The sequence below is a fragment of the Occultella glacieicola genome (assembly GCF_004353825.1).
GTDB classification, from domain to species: Bacteria; Actinomycetota; Actinomycetes; order Actinomycetales; family Beutenbergiaceae; genus Occultella; species Occultella glacieicola.
On record NZ_SMNA01000013.1, the window covers coordinates 105,235 to 117,387 of the forward strand.

Below are 12,153 nucleotides of genomic sequence, written 5' to 3' on the forward strand. Positions count from 1 at the left end.
CAGGGCGTGGACCAACGGGGTCCGCGCCCTTCGCCATTGAGGCGGGCGCTCCGGGAGCTGGGGTGATCCGCCCGGACCCGGAAGGACCAGCCGTGGATCTCACCCAGACCGAACGCACCAACGACCTGCGCGTGTTGCGCATGGAGCCGCTGCCGACCCCGAGCGAGGTGCTCGCCGAGCTGCCGCTGCCGGACGCCTCCGCCGAGCTCGTGGCCCGCTCGCGGGCGCACACCCAGGACATCCTGGCCGGCCGTGACCACCGGCTGCTCGTGGTGGTCGGCCCGTGCTCGGTGCACGATCCCGTGGCCGGTGTGGAGTACGCGCACCGGCTGTCCGCGCTCGCGGCCGAGCTGAGCGACGACCTGCACGTCGTGATGCGCGTCTACTTCGAGAAGCCGCGCACCACCACCGGCTGGAAGGGCCTCATCAACGACCCCGGGCTGGACGGCAGCTACGACATCCCGCGGGGTCTGCGTCTGGCCCGGACCGTGCTGCTGGACGTGCTGGCCGAGGGCGTGAGCGCCGGGTGCGAGTTCCTCGAGACGACCTCGCCGCAGTACATCGCGGACACGGTCAGCTACGGAGCGATCGGGGCGCGAACGGTCGAGTCCCAGGTGCACCGGCAACTGGCCTCCGGGCTGTCCATGCCGATCGGGTTCAAGAACTCCTCCGACGGCGACGTCCAGGTGGCCGCGGACGCGTGCGTGGCCGCGGCCTCGCCACAGACGTTCCTCGGCGTGGATGCCCGCGGCCGGGCCGCGGTCGTCGACACCGCCGGCAACCCGGACTCCCACGTGATCCTGCGCGGCGGCCGCCGTGGCCCGAACTACGCACCGCCGGCGCTCACCGCCGCGCTGGACGTGCTCGAGCGGTCCGGCCTGGCCCGCCGCCTGGTCGTGGACGCCAGTCACGGCAACAGCGGCAAGGACCACGTCCGGCAGGCCGAGGTGGCCCGGGAGATCGCCGAACAGGTCGCCACCGGCGAGCACGGGATCGCCGGGGTGATGCTGGAGAGCTTCCTGGTGGCCGGGCGGCAGGAACCGGCGCCGACGGGACTCACCTACGGCCAGTCGGTCACGGACGCGTGCCTGTCCTGGGACACGACCGAGTCGGCGATGCGGAACCTGGCCACCGCGGCGGCGCGGCGACGCGCGAACTGACGTTGCGCCGTCGGGCGGAGCGACGAGGAGCAGCCGGCGCCCTGGCGCGGTGACCGACCGGACCGGGCTGACGCCGTCGGGCACCACCGGCGACGGCGTCGCCTCACCGCTCGAAGGCGGGTCCGGCGGACGGGTCGGACCGGAAGGCGAGCGTGTCCGCGATCCGCTGGGCGGTGGTGTCCGCGAGCGGCGCCGGCAGCGCGTCGGTCGCGAACCAGCCGACCTCGAGCGACTCGTCGTCGCCGACGCGGGCCTCACCGCCCGTGTGCCGGCACCAGAACGTCAGGTCCAGGTACTGCGCCCGGTCGCCGTTCGGGTAGGTGATCACGTCGCCGGTGCGGACCGCCGTCAGCGCCTCCACCCGTGCGCTCACGCCGGTCTCCTCGGCGACCTCGCGCAGCGCGGCGCGGGCGGGCTGCTCGCCGGGGTCGAGGATGCCACTGATCACCGCCCAGGCGCCGGTGTCGCTGCGGCGCCCGAGCAGGACCCGGTCGGCGGCGTCGAACACCACCGCGCTCACCCCCGAGAGCCACAGGAGCTCGGTGCCGACGTGCCGGCGCAGGTCCGTCACGAACTCGGGGATCGGCATGGCATCGATCCTGCCACGGGCGGCGGACGGCCGGTCCCGACGTCGCCGCTACGATGCCGGACGGGCCCCGGCCGGTGGCCCGAACAGATGAGGAGCATCCGTGCAGGGTTGGACGTTGTATCGAGACGGCAGGACGATCAGGCCGGGCGAGGTGGTCGGGCCCGGGCAGCGGCTGTCCTGGCCGCGCACGATCGGCATCGGCGCCCAGCACGTGGTCGCGATGTTCGGCGCCACGTTCCTGGTGCCGCTGATCACCGGGTTCCCACCCTCGACCACGCTGTTCTTCTCCGCGATCGGGACGTTCGGCTTCCTGCTGATCACCGGCAACCGGCTGCCCAGCTACCTCGGGTCCAGCTTCGCGTTCATCGCTCCGATCGGTGCGGTGATGGGCACGCACGGGATGTCGACGGCGTTGGGTGGCATCCTCGTGGTGGGGGTGCTGCTGGCGCTCGTGGGCGTGGTGGTGCACGTGGCCGGCGCGCGCTGGATCGACCTCGTGATGCCACCGGTCGTGACCGGCACCATCGTGGCCCTGATCGGCTTCAACCTCGCCCCGGCGGCGTGGGGCAACGTGTCCGAAGCGCCCGTGACCGCCATCGTCACGATCGCGGCGATCGTGCTGATCACGGTGCTGTTCCGGGGGATCCTGGGGCGGCTCGCGGTCCTGCTCGGGGTGCTCGTGGGGTACGCGGTGGCCGCCTGGCGCGGCGAGGTCGACTTCACGAAGGTGGGGGAGGCGGACTGGATCGGGCTGCCGCAGTTCACGACCCCGTCGTTCGACCTCGCGACGCTGGGGCTGTTCATCCCGGTGGTCCTGGTGCTGATCGCGGAGAACGTCGGGCACGTGAAGTCCGTGGCCGCGATGACCGGTGACAACTACGACGCGATCACCGGCCGGGCGCTGATCGCCGACGGTGTCGCGACCACCCTGGCCGGGGCCGGCGGCGGGTCCGGCACCACGACCTACGCGGAGAACATCGGCGTGATGGCCGCCACCCGCGTGTACTCGACCGCCGCCTACGCGACGGCGGCGGCCTTCGCGCTGGTGCTGAGCCTGTCCCCGAAGTTCGGCGAGGTCATCAACACGGTGCCGGCGGGCGTGCTCGGCGGCGCGGCCACCGTGCTCTACGGGATGATCGGGGTGCTCGGCGCCCGGATCTGGGTCCAGGCCAAGGTCGACTTCTCCGACCCGGTGAACCTGACCACGGCCGGGATCGCGCTGATCGTCGGGATCGCGAACTACACCTGGGTGGCCGGCGCCCTCAAGTTCGAGGGCATCGCGCTCGGTACCGCGTCCGCGCTGATCGTCTACCACGCGATGCGCGCCATCTCCCGGTGGCGGGGGACCGCGGTGGAGCCGGTGGGTGCGGGCACGCCCGTCGACGGCGACTGACGCCGCACCTCGGACCACATGCGAAACAGGCCGGCCCCGTGAGGGACCGGCCTGTTTCGTGTTGCTCTCCGAGCGACAATCTTGTCGGGGTGACAGGATTTGAACCTGCGACCTCTTCGTCCCGAACGAAGCGCGCTACCAAGCTGCGCCACACCCCGGGGAGCCTCGTCAGGATAGCGGAGTCCGGGGCCCAGAGTGAAACCGGGTCGGTGTGCGGAGTCTCACACGGGCGGGCGGGACCGCTCAGTCGGCCGAGGTCAACGTGAGCAGTGTCGCCTCGGGGCGGCAGGCGAACCGGACCGGTGTGAACGGGGACGTGCCCAGCCCCGCACTCACGTGCAGCCAGGTCGAGCCGGAAGCGCCGCCGTCGACGTCCGGGCGCGCGCCCGGCCAGCCGTGCAGGCCGCTGGCGCGCCCGGTGTCGAGGTCGCAGTTCGTGACCAGTGCGCCGTATCCGGGGACGCACAACTGGCCGCCGTGGGTGTGCCCCGCGAGGATCAGCCCGCAGCCGTCATCGCGCATGGCGTCGAGGACCCGGACGTAGGGGGCGTGGGACACGCCCACGTGCAGCGCGGGTTCGTTCTGACGAGGTGCGCCCCGACCGAGCGCGCTCCCATTGTCGAGGTGAGCGCCGCCGTCGCCGGTCGGGGACGGGAAGCGGTCCCGCTCCAGGTGCGGGTCGTCGACCCCGACGAACGAGAACGTGACGCCGCCGGCGCGGACCTGCGCGCGCGTGTTGGTCAGATCCGCCCACCCCGCGGACACGAACGCCTGACCGAGCGCGCGGGCCGGCAGGGACGGAGCCTTCGGGGCGTTCGGATTGCGGGGGTCGTCGCGCAGGTAGCGGGCGGGATTGCGCAGCACGGGCTCGTAGTAGTCGTTCGAGCCCATCACGAAGACGCCGGGAACCTTCAGCAGCGGCGCCAGGGCCTCCAGGACCGCCGGCATCGAGTTCTGGTGGGCCATGTTGTCGCCGGTGTTGACGACCAGGTCCGGCCGCAACCCGGCGAGGGCCCGCACCCACTCGATCTTGCGCCGTTGGCTGGGCAGCAGGTGCAGGTCGGAGATGTGCAGGACCCGCACGTCCGGTGCCCCCGCGGGCAGCACCGGCACGGTGACCCGGCGCACCGTGTACGCCTGGGCCTCCAGCAGGGCCCACCCGAGGCCGGTGGCGGCGCCGAGCACGCCGATCCCGATGGCGCGGCGCACGACCGCGCCGGTGCTGTTCAGGGTGTCCCCGACCCGACCACGGGGCGTGGGCGTCGATCAGTCGTCACGACCGCCACCGCCCCCGTTGCCGGGACCGCCGCCGCCGTTGCCGCCGCCGTTCCCGTTGCCGTTGCCGTTGTCAGCGTCGGGGCTCGCCGGGGGTTCGGCCGCGGGGCCGCCGCTGATCACGATCGTGACGGCGCTGCCCGGTGTCAGCCGGCTGCCCGGGCCCGGGGAGGTGCCGATCACGGACCCGGCCGGCACGCTGTCATGGTTCTCCGTGGACCCGGTCCGGACCGTGAAGCCGGCCCCCTCGATGGTGGAGGTGGCGTCCGCCACCGAACGCCCGCTCACGTCGGGCACCGCACGGCGTTCACCGTAGATCTCGCGATCGCCCGCTGCCGCGAAGGTCTCCACCGGCAGCCCCTCGACCGCCTGGCTCATGTAGTCCTGCCAGATCGGCGCGGCCATCGCGCCACCGTAGACCCACCGGTGGTAGCGGCCGTTGATCGTGATCCGCTGCATGGGCTCGGTGCCCTCGGAGAAACCGACCCACACGGCCGAGGCGAGCTGCGGCACGTACCCCACGAACCAGGCCGCGGTGTCGTCGTTCGCGGTCCCGGTCTTGCCCGCGGACGGGCGGTCCAGCCGGCTCGGCCGGCCGGTGCCGTCCGCGACGACCTGACCGAGCGCGTAGTTCATCGCGTTCGCGATGTGCGGCTCGAGGGCCTGCGAACAGGTCTGCGGCGGCACCGGGAGGTCCTCACCGTTCGAGTTCTGGATCGACAGGATCGCGATCGGCTCGCAGTAGACGCCGCCGGCGGCATAGGTCGCGAACGCGGCGGCCATCGTCAGCGGGGCCAGCTCATTCGTGCCGAGTGCCATGGACGGGATCACCGAGAGCTCGTAACCGTTGTCGAACGTGGAGCCGGGTGCGAGCGTTGCGTGGTGCACGCCCATCGCCTGTGCGGTGTTCGCGAGATCGCAGAGGTTCATCTGGTTCGCCAGGTTCACGAACGCGGTGTTCACCGACTGCTCGGTGGCGGCGAGCACGCTCATCCGACCGGTCCCGATGCCCTCGAGGTTCTTCGGTTCGTAGGGGTCGCTGGAGATGTACTCGGGCAGACATGTGTCCCAGGATCTCCGCGGGAAACTCTGCCCCTGGGAGCCGTCGACCGAGTCGTTGAGGGAGTGTCCGTCGATCAGCCACTGGGTCAGCACGAACGCCTTGAACGTCGAGCCGGTCTGGAAGCCGCTGGAACCCCCGTATCGGGAATCGGCGTTGAAGTTCACCTCGGTGGTTCTCGCCGCGCCCTCGGTGGGCTTGCCGTACAGGGTGTTCTGCGCCATCGCCATGATGTGCCCGGTGCCGGGCTCGACGGTCGAGGTGGCGGTCGAGACGCCGGACGGGTCGTCGACCGGGATCGCGTCGACCAGTGCCGCGTAGGCCTCGGCCTGCATCTCGAGGTCGATCGTGGTGTTGATGGTCAGGCCACCGCGCACGAGGAGCTGGTACCGCTCGGCCTGGGTCTCCCCGAAGATCGGGTTGTTCAGGATCTCGGACTTGACGTAGTCACAGAAGTACGCGGCCGTGCCCGCGGCCGAGCAGCCCACCGGGGTGGTCGAGACGTTCAGCATGTCCTCGATCGGCTGCGCGGCGGCGACGTCGTGCTCCTCCTGCGTGATGACGCCCTGGGAGAGCATCAGTGCGAGCACCGTGTTCCGGCCGGAGAGGGCGTTCTCCGGGTTCGTCACCGGGTTCCACTTGGCCGGGCTCTGCGTGATCCGGGCGAGCATCGCGGACTGCCCGAGGCTGAGCTCGGCGGCACTGATCGAGAAGAAGTACTGGGAGGCGGCCTCGACCCCGTACTGGGACGGGCCGAACTGCGCGATGTTGAGGTAGCCCTCGAGGATCTCGTCCTTGGTGCGGACCTGCTCCAGCGCGATCGCCAGCTTCGCCTCGCGGAGCTTGCGGCCGAGCGTGGTCTCGGTCGCGGCCTCGATGGCCTCCGGGTCGTTCGCGTTCCGCCCGGCCTCGATGAGGACGTTCTTCACGTACTGCTGGGTCAGCGTCGAGCCACCCTGGTTGCTCTGCCCGGTGATGTTCTGGAAGGCGGCCCGCATGAGGCCCTCGGGGTCCACCCCACCGTGGTCGTAGAAGCGCCGGTCCTCCACCGCGACCACGGCCGCAGCCACGTACGGCGAGATCTCGGACAGCGGCACGACGATCCGGTTCTCCAGGAAGAACGTGGCCAGCCGGGTGCCGTCGGAGGAGTTCATGACCGTCTGCTCGGACAGGTCCTCCGAACCCAGTTCCGTGGGCAACTCGTCGAAGAGCCGCGTCGATGCCTCCGTGGTCGCCCCGACGGCGGTCACGAAGGGCATCATGAAGCCCGCCGAAAGTACGCCACCGACGCCCGCGACCAGGAGGAACGCGAGGAACAGGGAGACGAGTTGCGCCGCGTTGACGGCGCGCGAAGTCGACCGGGAGGGAGGAGCCATACCCCATAGGATACGTTGTCGTCCGGTTGCACCCACGCTCCGGCGCCGGCGGCGTGCGTCCGGCCGCGAGACCTCGTTCGTGCGGGACGGTCCGGTGAGCGCGCGGCGAACGCCCGACGAACCGGACACCAGCCGCCGGTCGTTGCCCGGGCCGAGCCCGATCGCCTCTGACGGCGCCGGTTTCACGGGCCGGGACGGATCCGGACAGCCCGCGGAGGAGGGGCCGCCGGGAGCCAGATTCCGGCGCCGCTGTCTTTTGTCGGCGCGGAGGTGTATAACTCCGCTCATAGGAGGAGCGCTCGAGCCGATGTATTTCCTGAGGCCGAGTCAACTCCTCTGGATTGACTGGGGCAGGGCAATCTCGTCGTGGAGGTCAAGGTGGACGTACGATTCGATGAAAGTTGGACGTTGCAGGCGGCGTGTGCGCAGAAGGCACCCGACGACCTCTTCGTCCAGGGCGCGGCGCAGCGGCAGGCTCGGGAGGTCTGCTTCTCGTGCACGGTGCGCCTGGAGTGTCTGGTGGACGCCCTCGACAACCGGATCCAGTTCGGGGTCTGGGGTGGCATGACCGAGCGGGAGCGTCGCGCACTGCTGCGCCGGGCGCCCACGGTCGAGTCGTGGCGGATGGCGCTGGCGGACACGGACCGCAATGCCATCAACGAGCTGATCAGCCAGAAGTGGCCGGCGACGAAGCCGCGCCGAGGGGCTGACCCGCGCAACAACTGAAGCCATAGGATCACTGCATGGCTACTTGGGAGTACGCGACGATTCCGCTGATCATCCACTCGACGAAGGCGATCCTGGACCAGTGGGGCGCCGACGGGTGGGAGCTCGTGCAGGTGGTGCCCGGGCCCGACGGTCAGGGTCTGGTCGCCTACCTCAAGCGGGAGAAGGCGTGAGTGCATCGGCGCGTCTCGCCGAACTAGGGATCGCCCTGCCCGACGTGGTCCCGCCGGTCGCGTCCTACGTGCCGGCCCTGCGTCAGGGTGACCTCGTGCACACCTCCGGGCAACTGCCGATGGTGGACGGCACGATGGCCCACACCGGCAAGGTGGGCGACGGTGACGGCCTCGTCAGCCCCACGGACGCGACCGCCCTCGCCCGGGTCGCGGCCCTGAACGGGCTCGCCGCGGTCTCGGCGCTGGTCGGTGGGGTGGACCGGATCGTCCGGGTGGTCAAGGTGCTCGGCTTCGTCGCCTCGGACCCCTCCTTCACCGGTCAGCCCGGGGTGATCAACGGGGCCTCGAACGTGCTCCAGGAGATCTTCGGCGACGCGGGCGTGCACGCACGCTCCGCCGTCGGCGTGGCGGTCCTCCCGCTCGACGCGCCCGTCGAGGTGGAGCTGACCGTCGAGGTCCTGCCGGACTGACGACAGGCCGGCCGGCGCACCCGCGCCGGCCCTGCGGCGTCGCCTCGGTCGAGCGCGCTGTTGCCCCTACGCCCCCGGCCAGTTGACCGGGGGTTTCCGCGCGCTCGGCGGGGGCCAGAGGGTTAGCGGCCCCGGCGGGCGAGGCGGTCGACGTCGAGGAGGATGACGGACCGGCCCTGCAGTTGCAGCCAGCCCCGGGAGGAGAACTCGGCGAGGGCCTTGTTCACCGTCTCCCGGGTCGCGCCGACGAGTTGGGCCAGTTCCTCCTGGGTGAGGTCGTGGGTGACCTTCAGGCCGGCGTCGGTGCGTTCCCCGAACCGGCGGCCCAGGTCCAGCAGGGCCTTGGCGACCCGGCCGGGCACGTCGGAGAAGATCAGGTCCGCGACCTTGTCGTTCGTGCGTCGCAACCGCAGCGCCAGGGAGCGGAGCAGGTGCTGGGACACCTCCGGGCGGGCGTCGAGGATCTTCAGCAGCCCCTGGTGGCTCAGTTCGACGAGCTCGGTCGTGGCGAGCGCGGTGGCCGTCGCGGTGCGGGGGCCCGGGTCGTACAGGGAGACCTCGCCGAGGATCTCACCGGGGCCGAGGATGGCCAGCAGGTGCTCCCGGCCGTCCGGGGCGACGTGGCCGAGCTTCACCTTGCCGGAACCGAGCACGAACAGGCGGTCCCCGGCCGAGCCCTCGTGGAAGATCTCCTCGCCGCGCCGGAACGTCAGGGATTCCATCCGTTCCCGGACCGCGAGGTAACTCTCGTCGCTCAGCTCCGCGAAGAGTGGTGCGTTACGGACCACGGTCTCGTTCATCGATTCTCCCTGTTCGGTGCCCAACGGGGCAGGCGTGTGAGGCAAGCCACAGTCTGCCACCCACCCGGGCTTCGGGCAGACCGTGACAGGCCCGAACGCGGCCCGGACCCGGGCGCCGGGGCGCTCACGGCAGTTCGGCGAGCCAGGCGAGCAGCAACCCACCCACCTCCTGTGGTGCCTCCTCCGACAAGAAGTGACCTGCGCCGTCGAGCACCACCCGGCTGTACCGCGCGGTGACCATCTCGCCGTCGCGGCGGCAGGAGCGCGGCGGCAGGTTCCCGTCCGCGGAGCCGTGCAGGGACAGGACCGGCACCGTGACCGGGTCCGAGACGGCGGCCCGGAACCGGCGACCGTCGCTGCGGGGGGTGGAGCGCACGAGCCAGCGGATCTGCTCCATCGCGCTGTGGGCGACGAACGGCAGCCGCATCGCGTCGGTGTAGAGCTCGACGTCGGGGCTCCGCCAGCCGGACGCGCCCCACGCGTGCAGCAACCGGGCGACCTGGTCGCCGCGGATGAGTGAGCGCTCCGGGAACCACGGCAGCTGGAACTGGGCCAGCCGAGCGATCGTGCCCGCCGGCGCCGCCCGGTGTGACACCGAGTGCAGGAACACCGGGTGCGGCGCGGCCAGCACGCCGATGGCCCGGGTGACCCGGGGCGCCATGGCCGGCATCGACCAGGCCACCTGCCCGCCGATGCCATGCCCGACCACGACCGCCTCGGTGGCGCCGAGGGAGCGGATCACCCCGCTGACGTCGGCGACCATCGAGGGGGTGTCGTGGCCGACCGGCGGCTTGTCCGAGCCGGCGAACCCGCGCAGGTCCATGGCCGCGACCCGGTAGCCGGCGTCCGCCAGCATCGGGATCTGCGCCCGCCACGCCCACCAGAATTGGGGAAAGCCGTGCAGGAGCACCACCAGCGGGGCGTCGCCGTCGTCGGGGCCGGCGAGCGCCACGTGGAACCGGCCACCGTTCGCGGCGACCATCCGGTGGGTCCACGGGCCATCGCCGAGGATGATCGAGGGGTCGACGGTCACGGGACCCGAGGCTACCCCCCAACCCCCGGCGTACCCCGGCACCGCCGTGCCCGGGGTACGCCCGGACCGGTCAGTCGGCGGCTGGTGCGGCGTTCAGGCCGGAGGAGATCAGGTCCATGACGGAGGTGTCGGCGAGGGTGGTGACGTCTCCGACGGGGCGGTGCTCGGCGACGTCGCGCAGGAGACGGCGCATGATCTTGCCGGATCGGGTCTTGGGGAGTTCGGCGACGACGAGGATCGATCGGGGTTTGGCGATGGGGCCGATCTCCTTGGCGACGTGGTTGCGTAGTTCGGCGACGACGTCGTGGCCCTCGCCGGCTTCGTCGGCACGTTCGACGGCTTCCCCGCGCAGGATCACGAACGCGACGACGGCTTGGCCGGTGGTGTCGTCGGAGGCACCCACGACCGCGGCCTCGGCGACCCAGTCGTGGGAGACCAGGGCGGACTCGATCTCGGTGGTGGACAGGCGGTGGCCGGAGACGTTCATGACATCGTCGACACGGCCGAGGAGCCAGATGTTGCCGTCCTCGTCGTACTTGGCGCCGTCGCCGGCGAAGTAGGTGCCGGGGAACCGGGACCAGTAGGTGTCCTTGAAGCGTTCGGGGTCGCCCCAGATGCCGCGCAGCATGGAGGGCCAGGGCTCGTCCAGGACGAGGTAGCCGCCGCCGCCCTTGCCGACGGGTTCGCCGGCGTCGTTCCAGATGTCGGCGCTGATGCCCGGCAGTGGGGTCTGCGCCGAGCCGGGCCTGGCGGCGGTGACGCCGGGCAGCGGGGAGATCATGATGGCGCCGGTCTCGGTCTGCCACCAGGTGTCCACGATCGGGGTGCGGTCGGCGCCGATGACGCGGCGGTACCACATCCAGGCCTCGGGGTTGATCGGTTCACCGACGCTGCCGAGGACCCGCAGCGAGCTGAGGTCGAACTCGGCCGGGACCTGTTCGCCCCACTTCATGCAGGTGCGGATCGCCGTCGGTGCGGTGTAGAGGATGGTGACCTGGTACTTGGCGACGATCTCCCACCAGCGGCCCTTGTGCGGGGTGTCCGGGGTGCCCTCGTAGAGGACCTGGGTGGCGCCGTTGATCAGCGGCCCGTAGGTGACGTAGGAGTGGCCGGTGACCCAGCCGACGTCGGCGGTGCACCAGTACACATCCGTCTCGGGTTTGAGGTCGAAGACCACCGAGTGGGTGTAGGCGCACTGGGTCAGGTAGCCGCCGGTGGTGTGCAGGATGCCCTTCGGCTTCCCGGTGGTGCCGGAGGTGTACAGGATGAACAGGGGGTGCTCGGCGTCCACCGGCACCGGGGTGTGCTCGGTCGAGGCGCCCGCGAGGGCCTCGTGCCACCACACGTCCCGCCCGTCGGTCCAGGCCACGTCCTGTTCGGTGCGGGCGACCACGAGCACGTTGGTCACGTTCGTGGCGCCCTTGGTCAGGGCCTCGTCGACGGCCGGCTTGAGGGCGCTGGGCTTGCCGCGGCGGTAGCCGCCGTCGGCGGTGATGACGAGCTTGGCGTCGGCGTCGGTGATCCGGGAGAACAGGGCCTCGGCCGAGAACCCACCGAACACCACCGAGTGGGTGGCCCCGATCCGCGCGCAGGCGAGCATCGCGATGACCGCCTCGGGGATCATCGGCAGGTAGATCGCGACCCGGTCACCGGTGCTGACCCCGAGCGCGCCGAGAGCGTTCGCCGCGCGGGACACCTCGTCCTTGAGGTCGGCGTAGGTCAGGGAGCGGGTGTCGCCCGGCTCGCCCTCGAACAGGATCGCGACCCGGTCCCCGTGACCGGCCTCGACATGCCGGTCGACCGCGTTGTACGCGGCGTTCAGCTGCCCGTCGGCGAACCAGCGCGCCGTCGGTGCCCCGGAGAAGTCGAGGACCTCGGTGAACGGCTTGGACCAGGTCAGGTAGTTCCGGGCCTGATCGGCCCAGAACCCGAGCCGATCCGCGGCCGCACGCTCGTACAACTCCGGCTGGGCATTCGCCCGTGCCGCGAACTCCGCACTGGGCGGGAACGACCGCGTCTCTGAGAGCAGGTTCTCCAACGCGGGGCTGTGCTGGTCCGTCACGGTTCCTCCGAGCAGCATCGACGGTGCATAGATTTC

The 12,153-nt window shown here is 71.3% G+C and carries 11 protein-coding genes and 1 tRNA gene; 5 read left to right on the top strand and 7 right to left on the bottom strand.

Annotation, left to right across the window (positions count from 1 at the left end; translation table 11 throughout):
• The first annotated feature begins 92 nt into the window (after positions 1-92).
• Entirely contained in the window at positions 93-1,160 is a 1,068-nt protein-coding gene (locus EXU48_RS21180; protein WP_268958250.1) for a 3-deoxy-7-phosphoheptulonate synthase, read from the top strand.
• A 103-nt stretch (positions 1,161-1,263) separates the two neighbouring features.
• Here the strand turns inward: EXU48_RS21180 and EXU48_RS21185 are convergent, their stop codons facing one another.
• Positions 1,264-1,749, bottom strand: coding sequence for an NUDIX hydrolase (locus tag EXU48_RS21185; protein ID WP_133109680.1), 486 nt, complete (start codon positions 1,747-1,749; stop codon positions 1,264-1,266).
• A 100-nt stretch (positions 1,750-1,849) separates the two neighbouring features.
• Here EXU48_RS21185 and EXU48_RS21190 point away from each other — a divergent pair, with 100 nt between their 5' ends.
• The gene (locus tag EXU48_RS21190) at positions 1,850-3,142 is read left to right on the top strand and encodes a uracil-xanthine permease family protein (protein ID WP_133109681.1); all 1,293 of its coding nucleotides are present in this window, start codon (positions 1,850-1,852) and stop codon (positions 3,140-3,142) included.
• An 84-nt stretch (positions 3,143-3,226) separates the two neighbouring features.
• Here the strand turns inward: EXU48_RS21190 and EXU48_RS21195 are convergent.
• From EXU48_RS21195 to EXU48_RS21205, 3 genes are all read right to left on the bottom strand, one after another.
• A tRNA-Pro gene (locus EXU48_RS21195) sits at positions 3,227-3,300 on the bottom strand.
• Positions 3,301-3,385: 85 nt separating this feature from the next.
• Entirely contained in the window at positions 3,386-4,351 is a 966-nt protein-coding gene (locus tag EXU48_RS21200; protein ID WP_133109682.1) for a metallophosphoesterase, read from the bottom strand.
• 57 nt (positions 4,352-4,408) lie between these two features.
• A complete protein-coding gene (locus EXU48_RS21205; protein WP_165962933.1) occupies positions 4,409-6,853 on the bottom strand; it encodes a penicillin-binding protein in 2,445 nt (814 codons plus the stop codon).
• 378 nt (positions 6,854-7,231) lie between these two features.
• On the opposite strand from EXU48_RS21205, the gene EXU48_RS21210 reads away from it, so the two are divergent.
• The 3 genes from EXU48_RS21210 to EXU48_RS21220 are packed head-to-tail and all read left to right on the top strand — an operon-like array spanning position 7,232 to position 8,222.
• Positions 7,232-7,579 (top strand): WhiB family transcriptional regulator, encoded by a 348-nt coding sequence (locus tag EXU48_RS21210; RefSeq protein ID WP_133109684.1) that lies wholly within the window; start codon positions 7,232-7,234, stop codon positions 7,577-7,579.
• Positions 7,580-7,596: 17 nt separating this feature from the next.
• Positions 7,597-7,752 carry a DUF4177 domain-containing protein gene (locus EXU48_RS21215; RefSeq protein ID WP_133109685.1) on the top strand — a complete coding sequence of 52 codons (156 nt, stop codon included), beginning with the start codon at positions 7,597-7,599 and terminating at the stop codon, positions 7,750-7,752.
• On the top strand, positions 7,749-8,222 hold the full coding sequence (locus tag EXU48_RS21220) for a RidA family protein (RefSeq protein WP_133109686.1): 474 nt from the start codon (positions 7,749-7,751) through the stop codon (positions 8,220-8,222). Before EXU48_RS21215 ends, EXU48_RS21220 begins: the two co-directional genes overlap by 4 nt.
• A gap of 122 nt (positions 8,223-8,344) precedes the next feature.
• Here EXU48_RS21220 and EXU48_RS21225 read toward each other — a convergent pair whose 3' ends face one another.
• The 3 genes from EXU48_RS21225 to acs form a co-directional block, all read right to left on the bottom strand.
• Positions 8,345-9,022: a Crp/Fnr family transcriptional regulator gene (locus EXU48_RS21225; RefSeq protein WP_133109687.1), complete on the bottom strand. Its 678-nt coding sequence runs from the start codon at positions 9,020-9,022 to the stop codon at positions 8,345-8,347.
• Positions 9,023-9,146: 124 nt separating this feature from the next.
• Positions 9,147-10,055: an alpha/beta fold hydrolase gene (locus tag EXU48_RS21230; protein WP_133109688.1), complete on the bottom strand. Its 909-nt coding sequence runs from the start codon at positions 10,053-10,055 to the stop codon at positions 9,147-9,149.
• A 70-nt stretch (positions 10,056-10,125) separates the two neighbouring features.
• Positions 10,126-12,117 (bottom strand): acetate--CoA ligase, encoded by a 1,992-nt coding sequence (gene acs, locus EXU48_RS21235; RefSeq protein WP_235857183.1) that lies wholly within the window; start codon positions 12,115-12,117, stop codon positions 10,126-10,128.
• Between the last annotated feature and the right edge of the window lie 36 nt (positions 12,118-12,153).

Excerpts from the sequence above, each read along its gene's own strand:
- EXU48_RS21205 (WP_165962933.1), bottom strand. The coding sequence starts at position 6,853 with ATGGCTCCTCCCTCCCGGTCGACTTCGCGCGCCGTCAACGCGGCGCAA.
- EXU48_RS21215 (WP_133109685.1), top strand. The coding sequence starts at position 7,597 with ATGGCTACTTGGGAGTACGCGACGATTCCGCTGATCATCCACTCGACG.
- EXU48_RS21185 (WP_133109680.1), bottom strand. The coding sequence starts at position 1,749 with ATGCCGATCCCCGAGTTCGTGACGGACCTGCGCCGGCACGTCGGCACC.
- EXU48_RS21225 (WP_133109687.1), bottom strand. The coding sequence starts at position 9,022 with ATGAACGAGACCGTGGTCCGTAACGCACCACTCTTCGCGGAGCTGAGC.